A 17835-nucleotide genomic window follows, 5' to 3' on the forward strand; every position below is an offset into this window, starting at 1 on the left:
CGCGGCGGCCGGTAGGGAGGACGGACACGATGCGCGGTGACGGTGACGGATGGGCCGTCGGCCCCGACGGCGATCGCCGGTGGGGCAAGCACGGTGCGGCCGGGCTGTTGTTGCGTGCGCCTCTGCCCGACGGCCGGCCCGCGGTGCTGCTGCAACACCGCGCCGCGTGGAGTCACCAGGGCGGAACCTGGGCGCTGCCCGGCGGCGCCCGCGACAGCCACGAAAGCACCGTCGACGCCGCGGTACGCGAAGCGCACGAGGAGACCGGCATCGACGTGTCGGTGGTTGCGGTCCGAACCGAGCGCGTCACCGCCGGGGTCGTCGGCGGCTGGACCTACACGACCGTCGTCGCCGACGCCGGGATCCCGCTGGCCACCGTCCCCAACGGCGAGAGCACCGAACTGCGATGGGTGCCGGAGGTCGAGGTCGAGGCGATGGCGCTGCACGCGGGGTTCGCCGCGTCCTGGCCGACGCTGCGCACCCGCGTGGTCCGGGTCCTGCTCGACACCGCGAACGTGCTCGGCTCCCGCCCGACCGGCTGGTGGCGCGACCGGCCGGGAGCGACCGGGGCACTGCTGAACGAACTGGCGGCGGTGCTGCCCCGGACCCTCGAACTGCCCGACGGCGGGTTCGGCTGGGTGACGCAGATCGAGGCCGTGCTCGAAGGCCAGGCCCGGGATGCGATCGTCGAGGACGCCCGCATCCCGGTGCACGCCGCCACCGGAAGCGGGGACGACGAACTGGCCCGCCTCGCCGGGGCGACCGCCACCCTCACGTCGGAGGTGACGGTGGTCGTGACCGCCGACCGCGGGCTACGGGAGCGCCTGCCCGATTCGGTGATCGCGTTGTCGCCCTCGACCGTCCTCGACTGGCTGTAGACGGTTACGCAGGTAGACCGGCCTTCAGCGCAGCGGCCGCGGCACGCGGATCGGCGGCCTTCGTGATCGCCCGAACCACCGCGACACGGGTGGCGCCGGCGGCGACCACCTCGGGCAGTCGCTCGATGTCGATCCCGCCGATCGCGAACCACGGACGGGTCGGATGCGACTGAGCGACCTCCCGGATGACCTCCAGACCCGCCGCGGTGCGGCCCGGCTTGGTCGGGGTGTCCCACACCGGGCCGGACGCGAAGTAGTCGACACCCTCCTCGATCTCGGCGAGGGACGCCTGTGCGCGGCTGCCCGTGGATCGGCCGATGACGATGTCCGGACCCAGGATGTTGCGGGCGTGGGCGACCGGCAGATCCCCCTGACCCAGATGCAGGATGTCCGCGCCCGCCGCCAGTGCGATGTCGGCGCGGTCGTTGACGGCGAGCAGTGCGCCGTGGCGCCGGCACGCGTCGGCGAGGATCTCGAGCGCGGCCAGTTCGTCGCGTGCCTCGAGGCGGCCGAACTTCTTCTCGCCCGCCGAGTCCTTGTCACGCAACTGGATGATGTCGACTCCGCCGGCGAGGGCTTCCTCCGCGAATCGAGCCAGGTCGCCGGTGTCCCGGCGGGCGTCGGTGCACAGGTACAGACGCGCGTCCGCGAGTCGTTCCCGAGGTGAAGGATGGTTGCCACGATAGGAAGTCACAGCCCAGACGGTAACCTCTGAGGGAGAGATGACAACACGGGAGTCCCGGGGAACGCGGGGCTGAGAGGGGGCCTGCCGGCCCCGACCGTTATGACCTGACCCGGATCATGCCGGCGCAGGGAGTGAGGTGGACGCAGGATGGGAACGGTAGCCGTCGTCGGTGGCGGTGTCATCGGGTTGTCGATCGCGTGGCGCGCGGCGAGCGCCGGCTGGGACGTGACAGTGCACGACCCGACCCCCGGAGCGGGCGCATCCTGGGTCGCCGGTGGCATGCTCGCGCCGCTGTCGGAGGGCTGGCCCGGCGAGGAACACGTCCTGGAACTGGGCGCGGCGTCACTCGCGCGCTGGCCGGAGTTCGGGGACCGGTTGCAGCGCGCGACCGGGTGTGACCTGTTCACTTCGGACGGGTCCCTCACTGTCGCGCTGGATGCCGCCGACGCCGCCGACCTGCGCACCGTCGCGGAATGGGTGCAGGCGCAGGGCCACGAGATGCGGGTGCTCACCCGTGCCGAGATCCGGGAGCTCGAGCCGTCGCTCGGCCCGCGGATCCGTCTCGGGTTGCTCGCCCCGACGGAACTGGCCGTGGACAACAGGATCCTCGTCGACGCCCTGCATCGCGCCTGCGTCGAGGCCGGGGTGCGGTTCGTCGCGACCGCGGTCGATTCGCTCGACGCGCTGCCCGCGGACCGGGTGGTGCTCGCGGCGGGTTCGGCGTCGGCCCGGTTGTGGCCGGGCCTTCCGGTGCGGCCCGTCAAGGGCGAGATCCTGCGGTTGCGGGCCCGGCCCGGTGTCACCCCCGCCCCGAGCCGCACCATCCGCGGCAGTGTGCACGGCCGGCCGGCCTATCTGGTGCCGCGCGGCGACGGTCTCGTCGTCGGCGCCACCCAGTACGAGGCCGACGACACGCAGGTGACGGTCGCCGGGGTGCGGGACCTCATCGCCGATGCGGAAGCGCTGCTGCCGGCGATCGGCGAGTACGAGCTGTACGAGGCGACGGCGGGACTGCGGCCGATGAGCCCGGACAACCTGCCGTTGATCGGGCGGCTGTCCGAACGGGTCGTCGCCGCGACCGGGCACGGACGCAACGGGGTCCTGTTCACCCCGATCACCGCGGACGCCGTGCTCGCCGAACTCGCCGACGATCCGCTCGCCGAAGCGAAAAACGCCGACCCGCAAAGATTTTCGAAGGAAGGGCTGTGATGACGAACCCGATCTCGGTGGGGATCACCGTCAACGGTGAGGACCACTACTTCGCCGAGGCGCCGACGGTCGCCGAACTGCTGGTGCAGCTGGGGCTGCCGGAGAAGGGCATCGCGATCGCCGTCGACGGCGCGGTGTTCCCGCGCGGGCGGTGGTCCGAACCGGTCGGAAAGGGCTGGCAGATCGAGATTCTCACGGCGGTCCAGGGTGGCTGAGCTCCGTGACCCGGCACACGACCTGCCGCAGCTGACCATCGCCGGACGCACCTTCGCGTCGCGGTTGATCACCGGCACCGGCGGCGCCGCGAATCTCGCGGTGCTCGAGGAAGCGCTCGTCGCCTCGGGTACCGAACTGACCACCGTCGCCATGCGACGCGTCGACGCCGCCTCCGGCACCGGGGTGCTCGACCTGCTGCGCCGCCTCGACATCACCCCGCTCCCGAACACCGCGGGCTGCCGCGGCGCGAAGGAAGCGGTGCTCACCGCGCAACTGGGCCGCGAGGCCCTCGAAACCGATTGGGTCAAGCTCGAGGTCATCGCCGACGAACGCACCCTGCTGCCCGACGCCATCGAATTGGTCTCGGCGGCAGAGCAACTCGTCGACGACGGGTTCGTGGTCCTGCCGTACACGACGGACGATCCGGTCCTCGCGAAGCGCCTCGAGGACGTCGGATGCGCGGCGGTGATGCCGCTCGGCTCGCCGATCGGCACCGGACTGGGCATCGCCAATCCGCACCACATCGAGATGATCGTCGAAGCCGCCGGTGTCCCGGTGGTGCTCGACGCGGGCATCGGCACCGCGTCCGACGCCGCCCTCGCGATGGAACTGGGCTGCGACGCGGTGCTGCTCGCGACCGCGGTGACCCGGGCCAAGGACCCGGCTCTCATGGCGTCGGCGATGCGGCACGCCGTCGAGGCAGGTTTCCGGGCCCGGCACGCCGGACGGATCCCGAAGCGGTTCTGGGCGCAGGCGTCCTCGCCGCTCGAACCCTAGGGCCGGTGTCGGATCCGGCGGCTGCTCGTCGGGCGTGTCCCTGCACATTCCGGATGGATCGGGCAGGGTAGGGGTCATGATCGAAGTGACGGGACTGACCAAGACCTTCGGATCGACGACGGCAGTCGACGACGTGACGTTCACGGTCCGGCCCGGCATCGTCACCGGCTTCCTCGGTCCGAACGGTGCCGGTAAGACCACGACGATGCGGCTGATCCTCGGTCTCGACCGGCCCACTGCCGGCACCGCCCTGATCGGCGGGCGACCCTACCGGGAGTTGCAGCGGCCGCTGCGCACCGTCGGGGCGCTGCTCGACGCGAAGTGGGTGCATCCGAACCGGTCGGCCCGCGCGCACCTGCGGTGGATGGCCGCGTCGAACGGGCTGCCCGCGTCGCGGGTCGAGGAAGTGCTGCGTCAGGTGGGCCTGACCGAGGTCGCGAACAAACGCGCGGGTGGGTTCTCGCTCGGCATGTCACAGCGTCTCGGTCTGGCCGGGGCCCTGCTCGGCGATCCGCAGGTGCTGTTGTTCGACGAGCCGGTCAACGGGCTCGATCCCGAGGGGATCGTGTGGATCAGGCGGTTCATGCAGGCACTCGCAGCCGAGGGCCGGACCGTTCTGGTGTCGAGTCACCTGCTGTCGGAGATGGCGCAGACCGCCGACCACCTGCTGGTGATCGGGCGGGGCCGGCTCATCGCCGACACCTCCGTCGACGCATTCGTCGCGCAGGCCTCCGAAGCGGTGGTGCGGGTGCGCAGCCCCCAACTCGACGTCCTGCGGGCCGCGCTCGTCGAGCGCGGGTACGCCGTCCACGACGACGACGGTGCGCTCGTGGTCACCGGCGCGACCGCGGCGGAGGTCGGAGAGCTCGCCGCCGCCCGGTCGGTGGTGCTGCACGAACTCGCCGGACAGCAGGCCTCGCTGGAAGAGGCGTTCATGAAGATGACCGGTGGCGACGTGCAGTTCCACGGCACCGGCGCCGATTCCGTGATGAAGGGTGGCCTGTGATGAGCGTGGCGATCGACACGTTGCGAGCCGAACGCATCAAGCTGACGTCGGTGCAGTCGCCGTTCTGGTGCACCGTGGTGATCGTCGCGCTCGGTCTGGGCCTGGCCGCGATCCTCGGTGCGGCGGCGAAGGCGTCGATGTCCTCGGACGACGAAACGGTCCGCTTCTATCCCACCGTCGACGTCGCCGTCAGCGGTGTGACCGGTTTCGGTGTGCTGGTGTTGATGATCCTGGCGGCGCTGTCGGTGACCAGCGAATACCGGTTCGGCGTGATCCGCTCCACGTTCCAGGCTCTGCCGAACCGCACGGTCGTCCTCGCCGTCAAGGCACTGCTGATCGGTGTGCTCGGCGCGGTCCTGACCGGGGTGCTGGCGTTGGCCGCGGTCTATCTGACGAAGGCGCTCGCCGGGTCGGAGGCCGGACGGGACCTCGTGCTCGAGGGGGCGACGTGGCGGACGATCTACGGCACCGCGCTGTTCGCGCTGCTCGCGTCCATCCTGGCGGTGGGGGTGGGCGCCCTGCTGCGTCAGTCCGCCGGCACCATCGCGATCCTGCTGCTGTGGCCGATGCTCATCGAATCGCTGTTCGGGCTGTTCGGGTCGTTCGGCCGGAACGTGCAGCCGTTCCTGCCGTTCGCGAACATCAACTACTTCCTGGGCACCGACCAGGGCATCGATTTCCATTGGGGCCCGTGGGGTGCGCTCCTGTACTTCGCGGTGTTCGTGCTGGTGGTGTTCGGCGCCGCCGTGGCGGTGGTGAACCGGCGCGACGCCTGATGCGGTTCGCTCGGACCCCGGTGGCCCGGGGTCCGAGCGGATCCGTTCCGACGGCTACGACTGCGGGGTCGTGAGGGCCGCGATCGTCGACGCGTACATCGTCGACTTGATGGCTCCGAGCGTGCCGGGGTCCTTTCCGACCAGCGGCGCGACCGTGCCCACGGCCGAGGTAACCAGGGCGGATTCCTCGGCGGTGGCGTCGACGATGCCGGCGGCGAGCGCGTCGGGTCCGCCGAATCGTCGCCCGGTGGTCATTGCCGCGGTCGCGGTGCGCGGGGTGGTCTTGGCCTGGACCAGCGCGGCCATCCCGGGCGTGAACGGGATCCGGATGTCGACCTCGGGCAGGCAGAAGAAGCCGCGGTCGGTGCGCATCACCCGGAAGTCGTGGGCCAGCGCGAGCATCGCGCCGGCACCGAACGCGTGCCCGTTGATCGCCGCGATCGTCGGGACCGGCAGGGTGAGGACACGCGCGAACAGTCCGTGCACCCGGTCGACGTACCACTGGGCCTTCTCGCCGTTCGCCGAGAGCCATTGCAGGTCCAGGCCGTTGGAGTAGAACTTTCCGTTCGCGACGGTCACCAGCGCGGTTGGTTCACCGGCTTCGATCTCGTCGAGTGCGGCATCGACGCGGTCGAGCCAGTCGGGGGAGAAGCGGTTCTCGTCGTCGCCGAGGTTCAGGACGGTGACGGTGTCGTGGCGGGTCGTGGTGACGGTCATGGTCTGCCTTTCGGGGTGTGGGTTTCGGGGCCGAGTGCCAGCACCGCGCGGACCGCGGCGGCGAGTCGGCGACGAGCAACCGGATCGCGATATCTGTTGGTGTGCAACAAAAGTCCGGTGGGCAGGGCGACGATGCAGGAGTGCACGACGTCGACGGCGGCGCCGTCGCGCCGATTCCACAGGGCCGTGGCCAGTTCCGCCATCAGTTCGCCGAGTTCGTGGTCGAGGCGGAACAGGTCGCGGGCCAGGTCCTCGGGCAGTGAGGCTCCGAGCAGGTCGGGGCGGCGCACGGTCAGCACCAGCCGCGCCGACGTCGGGTGGCGTTCGGCGAAGACGGCGGGTGCGTCGGCGGCGGCGACGACGGCCTCGACCGCCGGGGCGTCGGCGTCGCGGTCGGCCAGGGCGGCGTCGACGGCCTCGCGCTGGACGTCGAGGAAGCGGCGCCCGGCGCGCAGCCAGGCCTGCCCGACGACGCCGAGACGTGATCCGAAGGCGTGATAGATCGCGCCGTTCGACATGCCGGTGGCGTCGGTCAGGGCCCTGAGTGTGACGGCCGCGGCACCGGATTCGGCCGCGATGCGCTCGGCGGCGTCGAGCAGGCCGTCGAGGTCGTAGGTGCGGGTGCGGGCCATGCGCACACCATAACAGAGCAAGTGCTCTGTTATCGGTACGGTGTCGTCCACCGGGTCGGAGAAGGTCGTGTGGGTATCCTCGCCGGATGGGGTGGACCGTGGCGAACGCGAGGAATCTGACCGGGATCGTGATCGTCGCCGCGGCGCTGGGGGTCGGCGCCTGCTCGAACGCATCTGCTCCGCCCGCGCCGCCCGCGCCGCCGCTCGACGGACCGGCACTCGCCGAGGCGGTCGAGCTCGACGCGGTCCTCGGGCACCTGCAGGAACTCGAACGCATCGCCACCGAGAACGACGGCAACCGGGCCCTGGGGACCCCCGGCTACGACGCCAGCGTCGACTATGTGGCCGGAAAGCTCCGCGACGCCGGGTTCGACGTGCAGACACCGGAATTCGACGTCACCTCGTTCGACGTCGAGAACGCGTCGCTGACCGTGGACGGCGCACCCGTCGAACTGCGGGTCCTCGCGATGTCGCCGTCGACCGGTCCGGACGGGATCACCGCCCGCCTCGTGCGGGTTCCCGCCGACGACACCCCGGGCTGTGAGGCCACCGACTACGACAACCTCGACGTCGCCGGGGCGATCGCCGTCGTCGACCGGGGTGTGTGCCCGTTCTCGGACAAGCAGAAGGCCGCCGCCGAGCGCGGGGCCGCGGCGCTCCTCGTCGTCAACAACGAACCCGGACCGCTCGCCGGCGGCACCCTCGGGGAGGACGGCGACCGGTTCATACCCGCGGCCGGTGTCAGCGGCGACGACGGTGCCGCGCTGGCTACGGGTACGAGCGCGACGCTGATCGTCGACACCGTCATCGAGGACATCCGCTCGCGAAACGTGATCGCGCAGACCGCAACCGGCGACACCGACAACGTGGTCGTCGTCGGCGCGCACCTCGACAGCGTCCCGGAAGGCCCCGGCATCAACGACAACGGCAGCGGTGTCGCCGCGGTGCTCGAGACCGCGCTGCAACTCGGCCCCGACCCGAACGTCGCCAACGCGGTGCGGTTCGCGTTCTGGGGCGCCGAGGAGATCGGCCTCGTGGGCTCGACGCGGTACGTCGAATCCCTGTCCGACGACGAGCGCAACGCGATCGCGCTGTATCTCAACTTCGACATGCTGGGCTCCCCGAATCCCGGATATCTCGTCTACGACGGCGACGACTCGGATGCCGTGGGGTCGGGTCCGGGCCCGGAGGGCTCGGCCGGCATCGAGCAGACCTTCCGGTCGTTCTTCGAGTCCCGCGGCGTCGCCGCCGACGGCACCGACTTCGACGGCCGGTCGGACTACGGCCCGTTCGTCGAAGCCGGGATCCCGGCCGGTGGTGTGTTCAGCGGCGCCGACGAACGCAAGTCGCCGGACCAGGCGGGCAAGTGGGGTGGTGAGGCCGACACGCCGTTCGACCCGAACTACCACTCGCCGGAGGACACCCTCGCCAACATGGACCGCGACGCGTACGCGGTCACGGCGGCGTCGGTCGGCTACGGCGTCGGTGTCTACGCGCAGTCGCTCGACGGCGTGCCGACCGGGGACGCGCGGGATCAGGAGCGATCCGGCAACTGACCGATCAGGCCTGTAGTCGCCACAGCGGATTGACCGGTCCGTGCCCGCCGCCGAGGTCGTACGACCACTCGAGGCACTTGGTCACCCACTCCTTCGCGAACGCGACCGCATCCGGCACCGACCAGCCGTGCGCGAGTGCCGACGCGATCGCCGCGGCAAGGGTGTCGCCGCCGCCGTGATCGTTGCCCGTGTCGATGCGCGGGCTGGTGAACTCGAGGAAGCGGTCGCCGTCGAACAGCAGATCGGTGCTGTCCGGCGAGGTCCGCAGGTGTCCGCCCTTGACGATTGCCCACTGGGCGCCGAGCGCGTGCAGGGCTTCGGCGGCTCGTCGCGCGGTGGGATCGTCGACGACCTCGATGCCCGTGATGAGCCGGATCTCGTCCAGATTCGGTGTCACGACGGTGGCTTGGGGGACGAGCACGGTGCGCACCGCGTCGAGGGCCTCGGCGTGCAACAGTGGGTCGCCGTGCATCGACGCGCACACCGGATCCACCACGAGCGGAATCTGCCGTCCGTGCCCGATGCCGACCTCCGTGCACACCTGCGCGACCGCCTCGATGATCGCGGTCGACGCCAGCATCCCGGTCTTGGCCGCCGTCACACCGATGTCGTCGACGACGCAGCGCACCTGCGCGGCCACGGTCTCGGGGGGAATCTCGTGGAATCCGCTGACGCCCAGCGAGTTCTGGACGGTCACGGCCGCCACCGCGACGCAGGCGTGGACGCCGCACATCGCCATGGTGCGGGAGTCGGCCTGGATCCCCGCGCCTCCGCCGGAATCGGTGCCGGCGATGGTGAGGGCCCGGATCGGGGTCTGGCCGCGCGGGGCCAACGGCAGCAACTTCACGCGCGTGAGCCTACCGGGGTCCCGCGAGCGCTACCGGACCGCGACGGTGCGTACCGGTGAGAGCGGCCGGATTCCGGCGAATGTCCTGGTTGCGAGGGTCGTTCGGCCTATCCCGGCGACCGCTCGATGTGGAGCATCATGTAACCGGACCATCCGGATCGAGGTGGGTGAGAAATACCGGGAGGGGTTACCTACAGACGGCATGTCGTGCTCTATAGTGGCGTGCGTCACATTTGTTCCAGGTACGACGGAGGGTTCATGGTCACCAACTTGCCGCATGCCGAGGTGTCCGACAATGCGGATCAGAACCGCTTCGAACTTCGGCTCAACGGCGATCTCGTGGGCATCCTCGGCTACTTCGACGCCGCCCGCCCGTCGGGTGTTCCGGGGCAGAACCATCCTGTCGTCGACTTCCTGCACACCGTGATCGTCGAGGACTTCGGTCATCAGGGACTCGCGGGCATCCTCGTCGGACGGTCGTTGGACATCGCCCGCCGTCGCGGCTGGAAGGTCCGCCCGGTCTGCACGTACGTGCAGCGATTCCTCGGAACCAACCCCGAATACCGCGACGTGATCGTGCCGCTCGAACTGGTGCGCCGTCGTGCGTGACCGGTAGAGGAAAGGTCAGTCCGTCAGATCCACCACGACGGGAGCGTGATCGCTGGCGCCCTTGCCCTTGCGTTCGTTCCGGTCGATCTCCGCACCGCTGACGCGCGCGGCGAGCGCCGGCGAACCGAGGACGAAGTCGATCCGCATGCCCTGCTTCTTGGGGAAACGCAGCTGCGTGTAGTCCCAGTACGTGTAGATGCCCGGGCCGGGCGCGTGCGGGCGCACCACGTCGGTGAAGCCGCTGTCGAGGAACGCGGCGAACGCGTCGCGCTCCGGCTGGGAGGTGTGGGTCTTGCCTTCGAAGAAGGCGGGATCCCAGACGTCCTCGTCGGTCGGCGCGATGTTCCAGTCGCCGACGAGCGCGATCGGAGTGTGCGGGTCCGCGGCGAGCCAGCCCTGTGAGTCGGCGCGCAGCTTCGCGAGCCAGTCCAGCTTGTAGGTGTAGTGCGGATCGGTCAGCTCGCGACCGTTCGGGACGTACAGGCTCCACACCCGCACACCGCCGCAGGTCGCGCCGATCGCGCGTGCCTCCTGCGCGGGCGCGGCCTCGGGGTCCTTCGTGAAGCCGGGCTGGTCGTCGAAGCCGATCTGCACGTCGTCGAGTCCGACGCGGGAGACGATCGCGACACCGTTCCACTGACTCAGCCCGACGTGCGCGACCTGGTAACCGAGTTCCTCGAAACGCGCGTACGGGAACTGCTCGTCCTTGCACTTGGTTTCCTGCATGGCCAGCACGTCGGTTTCGGTTCGCTGCAACCAGTCGACGATCCGGTCGGTCCGGGCACGGACGGAGTTCACATTCCAGGTAGCAAGACGCACACCGACACTCTAGGCGAGCGGACCGACAGGCTCGGTCCCGTACCGGTAGCGGTGGTGATCGACGAACGCCAGCTCCCGGTACATCGCCCGCGCCGCGGTGTTGTCCTCGGCGACCTGCACGTAGGCGTGCGTCGCGCCGCGTCCGCGGCCCCAGCGCAGCAGCGATCCGCACAGCAGGGTGCCCAGGCCGTTCCGGCGGTGCTCGGGGGCGACCTCGACCGCGGTCAGCCCCACCCAACGCCGGCCGTCGGAGGCGTCGGTCACCGCGGCCCGGCCGATCGCGCCCGGTTCGGTGCCGGGCGCCCCGATGCGGCCGAAGCCGAGCACACCGCGCGCGACCGCGCCGAGCACGCCCCGAGCCTCGTCGGGCAGTGCCCCGCCGCGGTACCGCGACAGCCACTCCGGGTCCGTCCGGGCGGTCACGACGACCGGCGTCGGCCCCTCCGGCAGCGGCACGTTCTCGAGATCTGCCGCCATGACCTGCACGTCCTCGCTCACCGACCAGCCCTCGGGAACCCGGGCGAGCCGATCGGGAACCAGCAGACGGAGCGGAAGCCCCCGCTCGGCGAACCAGTCGGCGAGCCGTGCGCGGACGTCCGGGTCGGCGGGGTCGGCGACGGTACCGGGATCACCGAGCGGAATCGCCGAGTTGGCCCGGCGGGTGAATCCGGCCCCCGCGCGTAGCAGCCAGCCGTCCACCCATTCCATTTCGAGTCCGGGCCAGGCCGCGACGGCCGCGACCTCGAGCGCGCGGATCTCGCGGGTCCGGATCGGTCGCGCGGCCAGCGCCTTGAGCGCGACCACGGCGTCCGGCGCGACCTGCACGACCTGCCGCGTCTCGGTGCGCACCACGACCGCGGGTTCCAGGGCCACGAGCTCGCCGATCACATCGGTCATCGGGTGGCTGTAGCCGGCGGGCAGGCGGTAGCGCAGCACGACCCGGGTGCCCAGCGGGATCGCGCCCGCCGGCACCGCCGGCCCCGAAGGCCCGGCAGGACCGGAAGGCTCGCCTGGATCGGAAGGCATGCCGCTGCGTCAGTCCTCGTCGTCGTGGCCGAACGGATCCTCCACGGATCCCGGCAGCCACGTGAGTCCCGGCACACCCCAGCCGGCACGCTTGATCGTCTTCTTCGCCGCGCGCGCGTTGCGGCCGATCAGGACGTCGATGTACAGGAAGCCGTCGAGGTGTCCGACCTCGTGCTGGAGCATGCGCGCGAAGAAGCCGCGGCCCTCGATCTCGACCGGGTTGCCCTCGGCGTCGGTGCCGGTGACCTTCGCCCACTCGGCACGACCGGTCGGGAAGTTCTCGCCGGGAACGGACAGGCAACCCTCGAGGTCCTCGTCCGGGTCGGGCATGGTCTCGGGGATCTCGGAGGTCTCGAGGACCGGATTGATCACCACACCGCGGCGGCGGGCGACGTTGCCGTTCTCGTCGCGGTCCGGGCAGTCGTAGACGAACAGACGCTTGGCCACCCCGACCTGGTTCGCGGCGAGGCCGACTCCGTTGGCCGCGTCCATCGTCTCGTACATGTCCGCGATCAGCTGGGCGAGTTCGGCGGGCGACTCGGTCACCGGCTCGGTGGGGTTGTGCAGAACCGGGTCGCCGGTGATCACGATGGGAAGGATGGCCATGGAGGAACAGAATAGTGCGCCGGACTCGCCTGATCGACGAGCCGGTACCTGTCGCCGGCCCGTGGTTCAATTGGCGTCGGAAACACACAGGTGCAATCGGTGTGATTCGAGGCAGGCGAGGAGTGAGATGGACGGCGCAGCGGCGCACAATGTGAACCGGTCCGTGGACGATGCCCAGCAGAGCAGCGACGCCGCCGAGGTCCCAGCTCCCGCGAACCCCAACGAGGTGGGGGAACACGGACTGACCCGCAGGGAGCACGACATCCTGGCGTTCGAACGCCAGTGGTGGAAGTACGCGGGCGCCAAGGAAGAAGCCATCAAGGAACTGTTCGGGCTGTCCGCGACCCGGTACTACCAGGTGCTCAATGCGCTGGTGGACCGGCCGGAAGCGCTCGCCGCGGATCCGATGCTGGTCAAGCGGCTGCGCCGCCTGAGGGCGAGCCGTCAGAAGGCCCGGGCCGCGCGGCGGCTGGGCTTCGAGATCACCCGCTGACGGCGGGCGGACATCGACGAGGCAACTATGGTCGAAGGCGTGCGTACGAACACCGAGCCCTCGGGACCACCGCTGCGGGCACTCGCGATGGTGCTGATCTCGCTGGCGATCCTGTTCGGAGGCATCGGCCTGGCGTCCCTGGGCGGTTCCGACTCGGAGAGCGCGGCGCCGCCGGCGACCGAACCGGCCGCGGCCCCTGCGACGTCGACCACCGTGTCTCCGGCCAGGGCGGCTGCTGCCCCCACCACGACCGTCGCTGCTCCGACGACCACCGCCGCGCGGGCGACGACCACGACGCCTGCCTCCACGGGCGCGTCGTCGCTGATCGAGCTCGCGCCCGAGTCGGCCACCCCGGTGCGGGTGTTCAACAACAGTGAGATCGCGGGCCTCGCCGCGCAGACCGCGAGCCTGCTCGAGGACGACGGGTTCGTCATCAGCGAGACCGGCAACTACAGCGACGGGCTGATCGCCACGACCTCCGTGTACTACGGAACCGGTGCCGGCGAACGCGAGACCGCCGAAGCCGTCGCCGAAGCGCTCGGCGTGACCGCGCAGCCGCGATTCGAGGGAATCGCGGACTCCTCGCCCGGTGTCATCGTCATCGTGACCTCGCAATGAGGGCGATTCGGGCCCGGTTATGATCGAGTGACTTTCCGGCATTCCGAAGGAGCGGTTTGATGGCCTCGAGTTCCACCCGTCGCATGTCCTGGCGTGCGCTCGCCCCGATCGTCGCGATCGCCGCGGTGGGCCTGAGCGCCTGCACCAACAGCCAGGAAGCCTCCGACGTCGTCGGCACCACCCCGCCGGTGTGGACCGGTTCGCCGGCACCCGAAGCCGGTGCCCACGGCGAAACCCACGGAACCGCCACCAGTGGTGAGGCCGCCGCCGGGACCGAGACGCTGACCGCGACGCTGAAGACCCCCACCGGTGAGGACGCGGGCACCATCGAGTTCGCCGGCCACGGCGACGGTGTCGAGGTGACGCTCGAGCTCGAGGGTCTTCCCGCCGGCTACCGCGGTGTGCACGTGCACGCCATCGGCAAGTGCGAACCCAACTCCACCGCCCCGACCGGCGGCGAGCCCGGCAACTTCCTCTCCGCCGGTGGGCACCTGCAGGCGCCCGGCCACACCGCCGTTCCGGAGAGCGGCGACCTCGGCGCGTTCGTCGTCACCGAGGACGGCACCGCCGCGGCCACCGTCACCACCACGGCCTTCACGATCGAGGATCTCCAGGGTCCGGAGGGCACGTCCGTCGTCGTGCACGAGGAAACCGCAGGCGGCGCGCGCCTCGCGTGCGGCGTGATCGGCTGATCGGCCTCCGCGTAACGGGATTCACAGCAAAACCCCTCACAGCGCCCCCGCGACCGGCTCTCGGTCGCGGGGGCGCTGTGGTTGGATTTGAGTGTGTCTGTCGAGTTTCCCGGTTCGCCGCGTCCCACGCTCGGTGTGGAATGGGAGATCGCGCTGGTCGACAAGTCGACGCGGGATCTGTCGAACACCGCTGCGGTCGTCTTCGACGCGGTCGAGTCCGAAGCCGGGCAGACTCCCCGGCTGACGAAGGAGTTCCTGCGCAACACCGTCGAGCTGGTGACGGACGTGCACGACACCGTCGCCGAGGCCGTCGACGATCTGTCCGAATCGCTCGATCTGCTCCGGACCGCCGCGGACCCGCTGGGGGTCGACCTGATGTGCGCGGGCACGCACCCGTTCGCCCAGTGGTCCGACCAGGTGGTGACCCGCTCGCCGGACTACGACGAGATGATCGACCGCACCCGCTGGTGGGGACGTCAGATGCTCATCTGGGGTGTGCACGTCCACGTCGGTATCTCGTCGGCGGAGAAGGTCGTCCCGATCCTCAACGCGATGCTCGTGAAGTATCCGCACCTGTTGGCGTTGTCCGCGTCGTCGCCGATCTGGGCCGGATTCGACACCGGATACGCGAGCAACCGGGCGCTCATGTTCCAGCAGTTGCCCACCGCGGGGCTGCCCTACCACTTCGCGAACTGGGCCCAGTACGAGTCGTTCATCGAGGACCAGCTCAAGTCCGGGGTCATCAGCAAGCCGGGCGGCATGCACTGGGACATCCGGCCCTCACCGAAGTGGGGGACCCTCGAGGTTCGCGTGTTCGACGGCATCACCAACCGCGCCGAGTTGGCCGCCCTGGTGGCGCTGGTGCACTCCCTCGTCGTGTACTTCGACGAATGCCTCGAACGCGGCGAGGAACTGCCGACGCTCCAGCCGTGGCACGTCAAGGAGAACAAGTGGCGGGCCGCACGGTACGGGCTCGAGGCCGAGGTGATCCTCGACCCGGTCTGCCACGAGCGACTCGTCACCGACGACCTCCACGATCTGCTCGAACAACTGACCCCGACCGCGGTGCGGCTGGGCTGCGCCGACGAATTGGCGCGCGTCGCCGACATTCCCGTCAAGGGCGCGTCCTACCAGCGGCAACGCCGTGTCGCGGAGGCCACCGGCGGCGACCTCTGTGCGGTCGTCGATCTGCTCGTGGACGAGCTGCGTCAGTGACGCAGACCGTGGTTCGGAGCACATTCGTCTCACCTTTACCATTCTCCGGGTGTCGATCACGGAAACCCCACCCGGCGAACGGAAACCGGGTCACCGCGCCCACTGGTTCGTGCCGTTCGCGCTCACCGGTGCAGTCGCCGGAATCCTGATCGCCGAGGTCGTGGCGCGGCAGGCCGGATTCCCCGGGCCGCTGCCGGGACTGGTCGGTGACGTGGTCGGAGTTCCGAAGTCCGCGTCGGTGCCGTGGGCGGGCCTGGTCCTGGCGATGGTGGGGCTGACCGTGCGCGATCGCCGGCGGGCCATCGGTGCCGCGGTCCTGATCGACGGGGCATTCCTCGCCGTACGAGTCCTGACGGACGGGCCGATCACCGTCGGCAACGGGCCGACGATCGTGCTCGCCCTGCTGGCGCTCTACGCGGCGGCCACGATGAGCGGTGAGACCCGGCGCGGTGCGCTGCGCGGGATCGGGCTCGGGGTGCTGCTGGTGCTGTCGGTGAAGATCGGGGACGCGTGGCTCGAACTCACCGTGCTCGCCGGCCCCGAGGTGCTCGACGAATACGTCCAGCTCGCCGATCATGCGCTGGGCAACCCGTCGTGGCTTGCCGGGCAGATCCTGAACGAGCTCGGTGGCGGCGCCTACGCGGTGCTGCACTGGGTGTACATCGAACTGCCCGTCGCCGCGATCGTCGTCGCCGTCTACCAATTGCGGAACGTCGGGGGCGGCCGTCCGTGGCCGGCGCACCACCTCGTGCGCACGTTCCTGCTGATCGGCCTGATCGGGCCGCTGTGCTACGTGCTGTTTCCCGTGGTCGGACCGGTTTTCGCGTTCGGCGACAGCGGCAGCGGCTGGCAGGTCGCCGACGCCTGGCCGACGTGGGCACCGCTGAACATGCTGCCCGCGCCGATCCCGTTCGACGACGAAACGCCCCGCAACTGCATGCCCAGCCTGCACACCGCGTGGGCGACGGCGCTGTTTCTGCATTCCCGCAGCGGCCCGAGATGGTTGCGGTGGATGGGCGCGGCCTGGCTGGCGTGCACCCTCGCCGCGACCCTCGGCTTCGGCTACCACTACGGCGTCGACCTGGTCACCGGGGCGGTGCTGTGCCTGACCCTCGAATCGGCGCTCCGCGACCCGGACCGCGGGTGGGGATCGTTCCGGATCCGGCTCGTCGCCGGCGGCACGTTGCTCATCGTCGCGCAACTCGCCGCCTACCGGTACCTGCCCGACGTCATGGCCGCGCACGCACTGATCGCCGGGCCGTTGCTGCTCGCCTCACTCGTAGCGATGATCGTCGCCTTCCGTGCGACGTTCCCCGCTCAGGACTCGTTCGGCCAGACCCCGTCGTCGGAATCGATCAGTCCGTCGCGGCCCAGCTGCTCGCGATAGGCGACCCGGCCGACGCGATGCGCGATGACCGGCGCGGTGAGCACCATGAACATGCCGGCCAGTGCCAGCATCCAGATGTCGATGTTGCCGCGCAGGATCAGCATCGCGCCGCCCAGCACGAACAACAACCCGATCACCTGCGGTTTCGTCGCCGGGTGCATGCGGGAGAGGGTGTCGCGGAAGCGAAGGATGCCGATCGCGGCGGTCAGTGAGATGACCGAACCGATGAGGATCAGGATGTGGGCGACGAGCTCGAGAGCTGTGTTCATCGGTCGTCACGCACCCGGAAGCGGGCGACCGAGACCGAACCGAGGAACCCGACCAGCGCGAGCGCCACGATCGCCGGTGCGATCGTCGTGTCCCGGGTGTACACGGCCCACAGGGCCAGTCCGCACATCGCGATGGCGAGGATCGCGTCCACCGCCACCAGGCGGTCCAGGGACGTCGGGCCGGCGAGCACCCGAAGGGTGGTCAGCAGTGCGGAGATCAGCAGCAGAACCCCGCTGACGGTCAATATCGTCGTCATGACGTTCCCTCCCAGGAACTCTTCCATGCGCTGGGCTGCCAGTCGACGTCCCGCTCGAACGTGTGGATGAGCAGCCGCTCGATGCGCCGCGCCGACCGGTAGAAGTCGGCGACCGCCTTGTCGGTACTCACGTCCAGAACGTGCACGTACATGATCCGGCGGGCCTGATCGATCTCGAGGACCATGGTGCCGGGAATGTTGTTCATGATGTCCGTCCACAGCGTGAGCACCAGGTCGGACTTGATGGTCAGCCGGCAGCGCAGCACCCCCGTCACCGGGGGAGGGGACGGCCGGATCGCGAGCCACGCGACCGCGATCGTCGACCGGATCGATTCGACGAAGATCACCGCCGCGAGGTAGGCGGCCGATCCCAGGTGCACGCGGCCTTCGACGGGCACCCGCGGCAGCGGCAGTACCACCGAGACGACGACCGCGATGGCGGCGCCGCCGACCACGTTCGCCACGCTGAAGTTGCCCCACAGCAGCACCCAGACGAGCGTCATCCAGCCCAGCACGAACAGGCGCAGGACGTTCGATCGTTTCAT

Annotated in this window: 23 protein-coding genes and 1 riboswitch; of the genes, 13 read left to right on the forward strand and 10 right to left on the reverse strand. The window is 70.2% G+C overall.

What is annotated here, in order from left to right:
* Positions 1–29: 29 nt before the first annotated feature.
* Entirely contained in the window at positions 30–878 is an 849-nt protein-coding gene (locus ACWDTS_RS02245) for an NUDIX hydrolase (protein WP_248672997.1), read from the forward strand.
* 4 nt (positions 879–882) lie between these two features.
* On the opposite strand, the gene thiE is transcribed toward ACWDTS_RS02245, so the two are convergent.
* Positions 883–1572, reverse strand: coding sequence for a thiamine phosphate synthase (thiE, locus tag ACWDTS_RS02250; RefSeq protein ID WP_248672998.1), 690 nt, complete (start codon positions 1570–1572; stop codon positions 883–885).
* Between the two features lie 26 nt (positions 1573–1598).
* Positions 1599–1713, forward strand: a riboswitch (TPP riboswitch).
* Between thiE and thiO the strand changes: the two genes are divergently transcribed.
* From thiO to ACWDTS_RS02275, 5 genes are all read left to right on the forward strand, one after another.
* Positions 1711–2772 carry a glycine oxidase ThiO gene (thiO, locus tag ACWDTS_RS02255; RefSeq protein WP_248672999.1) on the forward strand — a complete coding sequence of 354 codons (1062 nt, stop codon included), beginning with the start codon at positions 1711–1713 and terminating at the stop codon, positions 2770–2772. It overlaps the preceding riboswitch by 3 nt.
* Positions 2772–2987 carry a sulfur carrier protein ThiS gene (thiS, locus tag ACWDTS_RS02260; RefSeq protein WP_197250297.1) on the forward strand — a complete coding sequence of 72 codons (216 nt, stop codon included), beginning with the start codon at positions 2772–2774 and terminating at the stop codon, positions 2985–2987. Before thiO ends, thiS begins: the two co-directional genes overlap by 1 nt.
* Positions 2980–3765: a thiazole synthase gene (gene thiG, locus ACWDTS_RS02265; protein WP_307845972.1), complete on the forward strand. Its 786-nt coding sequence runs from the start codon at positions 2980–2982 to the stop codon at positions 3763–3765. Before thiS ends, thiG begins: the two co-directional genes overlap by 8 nt.
* Before the next feature lie 76 nt (positions 3766–3841).
* Positions 3842–4771, forward strand: coding sequence for an ABC transporter ATP-binding protein (locus tag ACWDTS_RS02270; protein ID WP_450117494.1), 930 nt, complete (start codon positions 3842–3844; stop codon positions 4769–4771).
* Positions 4771–5547, forward strand: coding sequence for an ABC transporter permease (locus ACWDTS_RS02275; RefSeq protein ID WP_450109407.1), 777 nt, complete (start codon positions 4771–4773; stop codon positions 5545–5547). Before ACWDTS_RS02270 ends, ACWDTS_RS02275 begins: the two co-directional genes overlap by 1 nt.
* Positions 5548–5601: 54 nt before the next feature.
* Here the strand turns inward: ACWDTS_RS02275 and ACWDTS_RS02280 are convergent, their stop codons facing one another.
* Together ACWDTS_RS02280 and ACWDTS_RS02285 are read right to left on the reverse strand one after the other, a co-directional pair.
* Positions 5602–6264 carry an enoyl-CoA hydratase-related protein gene (locus ACWDTS_RS02280; RefSeq protein WP_450109406.1) on the reverse strand — a complete coding sequence of 221 codons (663 nt, stop codon included), beginning with the start codon at positions 6262–6264 and terminating at the stop codon, positions 5602–5604.
* Positions 6261–6896: a helix-turn-helix domain-containing protein gene (locus tag ACWDTS_RS02285; RefSeq protein WP_197250293.1), complete on the reverse strand. Its 636-nt coding sequence runs from the start codon at positions 6894–6896 to the stop codon at positions 6261–6263. The genes ACWDTS_RS02280 and ACWDTS_RS02285 overlap by 4 nt, the downstream gene beginning before the upstream one ends.
* Before the next feature lie 86 nt (positions 6897–6982).
* Between ACWDTS_RS02285 and ACWDTS_RS02290 the strand changes: the two genes are divergently transcribed.
* Positions 6983–8452 (forward strand): M28 family metallopeptidase, encoded by a 1470-nt coding sequence (locus ACWDTS_RS02290; RefSeq protein WP_450109404.1) that lies wholly within the window; start codon positions 6983–6985, stop codon positions 8450–8452.
* A 4-nt stretch (positions 8453–8456) separates the two neighbouring features.
* Here the strand turns inward: ACWDTS_RS02290 and thiD are convergent, their stop codons facing one another.
* A complete protein-coding gene (gene thiD / locus ACWDTS_RS02295) occupies positions 8457–9299 on the reverse strand; it encodes a bifunctional hydroxymethylpyrimidine kinase/phosphomethylpyrimidine kinase (protein WP_197250291.1) in 843 nt (280 codons plus the stop codon).
* Positions 9300–9557: 258 nt separating this feature from the next.
* Here thiD and ACWDTS_RS02300 point away from each other — a divergent pair, with 258 nt between their 5' ends.
* On the forward strand, positions 9558–9908 hold the full coding sequence (locus tag ACWDTS_RS02300) for a GNAT family N-acetyltransferase (RefSeq protein WP_450109403.1): 351 nt from the start codon (positions 9558–9560) through the stop codon (positions 9906–9908).
* A 15-nt stretch (positions 9909–9923) separates the two neighbouring features.
* Here ACWDTS_RS02300 and ACWDTS_RS02305 read toward each other — a convergent pair whose 3' ends face one another.
* From ACWDTS_RS02305 to ACWDTS_RS02315, 3 genes are read right to left on the reverse strand one after another with little or no spacing between them, the layout of a single operon-like run.
* Positions 9924–10727, reverse strand: a complete 804-nt coding sequence (locus ACWDTS_RS02305) for an exodeoxyribonuclease III (protein ID WP_450117495.1) — start codon at positions 10725–10727, stop codon at positions 9924–9926.
* A gap of 9 nt (positions 10728–10736) precedes the next feature.
* On the reverse strand, positions 10737–11753 hold the full coding sequence (locus tag ACWDTS_RS02310) for an N-acetylglutamate synthase, CG3035 family (RefSeq protein ID WP_450117496.1): 1017 nt from the start codon (positions 11751–11753) through the stop codon (positions 10737–10739).
* A gap of 9 nt (positions 11754–11762) precedes the next feature.
* Complete coding sequence (locus ACWDTS_RS02315; protein WP_450109400.1) at positions 11763–12359, reverse strand: peptide deformylase; 597 nt, start codon at positions 12357–12359, stop codon at positions 11763–11765.
* Between the two features lie 127 nt (positions 12360–12486).
* Between ACWDTS_RS02315 and ACWDTS_RS02320 the strand changes: the two genes are divergently transcribed.
* The 5 genes from ACWDTS_RS02320 to ACWDTS_RS02340 all read left to right on the forward strand — a co-directional run bounded on the left by ACWDTS_RS02320 (position 12487) and on the right by ACWDTS_RS02340 (position 16764).
* Positions 12487–12852, forward strand: coding sequence for a DUF3263 domain-containing protein (locus tag ACWDTS_RS02320; protein WP_197250286.1), 366 nt, complete (start codon positions 12487–12489; stop codon positions 12850–12852).
* Positions 12853–12879: 27 nt separating this feature from the next.
* Positions 12880–13470, forward strand: a complete 591-nt coding sequence (locus ACWDTS_RS02325) for a LytR C-terminal domain-containing protein (protein ID WP_450117497.1) — start codon at positions 12880–12882, stop codon at positions 13468–13470.
* Positions 13471–13529: 59 nt separating this feature from the next.
* Entirely contained in the window at positions 13530–14162 is a 633-nt protein-coding gene (sodC, locus tag ACWDTS_RS02330; protein ID WP_450109399.1) for a superoxide dismutase[Cu-Zn], read from the forward strand.
* A gap of 93 nt (positions 14163–14255) precedes the next feature.
* A complete protein-coding gene (locus ACWDTS_RS02335) occupies positions 14256–15377 on the forward strand; it encodes a glutamate--cysteine ligase (protein WP_450109398.1) in 1122 nt (373 codons plus the stop codon).
* A 49-nt stretch (positions 15378–15426) separates the two neighbouring features.
* On the forward strand, positions 15427–16764 hold the full coding sequence (locus ACWDTS_RS02340) for a DUF5933 domain-containing protein (RefSeq protein WP_450117498.1): 1338 nt from the start codon (positions 15427–15429) through the stop codon (positions 16762–16764).
* Here ACWDTS_RS02340 and mnhG read toward each other — a convergent pair.
* Genes mnhG through ACWDTS_RS02355 form a run of 3 tightly spaced genes read right to left on the reverse strand, consistent with a single transcriptional unit; the run spans position 16695 to position 17835 of the window.
* Entirely contained in the window at positions 16695–17033 is a 339-nt protein-coding gene (gene mnhG, locus ACWDTS_RS02345) for a monovalent cation/H(+) antiporter subunit G (protein ID WP_197250282.1), read from the reverse strand. The two genes, ACWDTS_RS02340 and mnhG, sit on opposite strands and share 70 nt — an antisense overlap.
* Positions 17030–17290 carry a monovalent cation/H+ antiporter complex subunit F gene (locus ACWDTS_RS02350; RefSeq protein WP_197250281.1) on the reverse strand — a complete coding sequence of 87 codons (261 nt, stop codon included), beginning with the start codon at positions 17288–17290 and terminating at the stop codon, positions 17030–17032. The genes mnhG and ACWDTS_RS02350 overlap by 4 nt, the downstream gene beginning before the upstream one ends.
* Complete coding sequence (locus ACWDTS_RS02355) at positions 17287–17835, reverse strand: Na+/H+ antiporter subunit E (protein WP_450109438.1); 549 nt, start codon at positions 17833–17835, stop codon at positions 17287–17289. Before ACWDTS_RS02355 ends, ACWDTS_RS02350 begins: the two co-directional genes overlap by 4 nt.

Source organism: Rhodococcus sp. NPDC003383 (genome assembly GCF_053589115.1).

What these genes read in the sequence shown, in the direction of transcription:
- ACWDTS_RS02245 (WP_248672997.1), top strand. Translation starts at nt 30, where the DNA reads ATGCGCGGTGACGGTGACGGATGGGCCGTCGGCCCCGACGGCGATCGC.
- thiO (WP_248672999.1), top strand. Translation starts at nt 1,711, where the DNA reads ATGGGAACGGTAGCCGTCGTCGGTGGCGGTGTCATCGGGTTGTCGATC.
- thiS (WP_197250297.1), top strand. Translation starts at nt 2,772, where the DNA reads ATGACGAACCCGATCTCGGTGGGGATCACCGTCAACGGTGAGGACCAC.
- ACWDTS_RS02270 (WP_450117494.1), top strand. Translation starts at nt 3,842, where the DNA reads ATGATCGAAGTGACGGGACTGACCAAGACCTTCGGATCGACGACGGCA.
- ACWDTS_RS02275 (WP_450109407.1), top strand. Translation starts at nt 4,771, where the DNA reads ATGAGCGTGGCGATCGACACGTTGCGAGCCGAACGCATCAAGCTGACG.
- ACWDTS_RS02280 (WP_450109406.1), bottom strand. Translation starts at nt 6,264, where the DNA reads ATGACCGTCACCACGACCCGCCACGACACCGTCACCGTCCTGAACCTC.
- ACWDTS_RS02285 (WP_197250293.1), bottom strand. Translation starts at nt 6,896, where the DNA reads ATGGCCCGCACCCGCACCTACGACCTCGACGGCCTGCTCGACGCCGCC.
- ACWDTS_RS02290 (WP_450109404.1), top strand. Translation starts at nt 6,983, where the DNA reads ATGGGGTGGACCGTGGCGAACGCGAGGAATCTGACCGGGATCGTGATC.
- ACWDTS_RS02300 (WP_450109403.1), top strand. Translation starts at nt 9,558, where the DNA reads ATGGTCACCAACTTGCCGCATGCCGAGGTGTCCGACAATGCGGATCAG.
- ACWDTS_RS02310 (WP_450117496.1), bottom strand. Translation starts at nt 11,753, where the DNA reads ATGCCTTCCGATCCAGGCGAGCCTTCCGGTCCTGCCGGGCCTTCGGGG.
- ACWDTS_RS02315 (WP_450109400.1), bottom strand. Translation starts at nt 12,359, where the DNA reads ATGGCCATCCTTCCCATCGTGATCACCGGCGACCCGGTTCTGCACAAC.
- ACWDTS_RS02320 (WP_197250286.1), top strand. Translation starts at nt 12,487, where the DNA reads ATGGACGGCGCAGCGGCGCACAATGTGAACCGGTCCGTGGACGATGCC.
- ACWDTS_RS02325 (WP_450117497.1), top strand. Translation starts at nt 12,880, where the DNA reads ATGGTCGAAGGCGTGCGTACGAACACCGAGCCCTCGGGACCACCGCTG.
- sodC (WP_450109399.1), top strand. Translation starts at nt 13,530, where the DNA reads ATGGCCTCGAGTTCCACCCGTCGCATGTCCTGGCGTGCGCTCGCCCCG.
- mnhG (WP_197250282.1), bottom strand. Translation starts at nt 17,033, where the DNA reads ATGAACACAGCTCTCGAGCTCGTCGCCCACATCCTGATCCTCATCGGT.
- ACWDTS_RS02350 (WP_197250281.1), bottom strand. Translation starts at nt 17,290, where the DNA reads ATGACGACGATATTGACCGTCAGCGGGGTTCTGCTGCTGATCTCCGCA.
- ACWDTS_RS02355 (WP_450109438.1), bottom strand. Translation starts at nt 17,835, where the DNA reads ATGAAACGATCGAACGTCCTGCGCCTGTTCGTGCTGGGCTGGATGACG.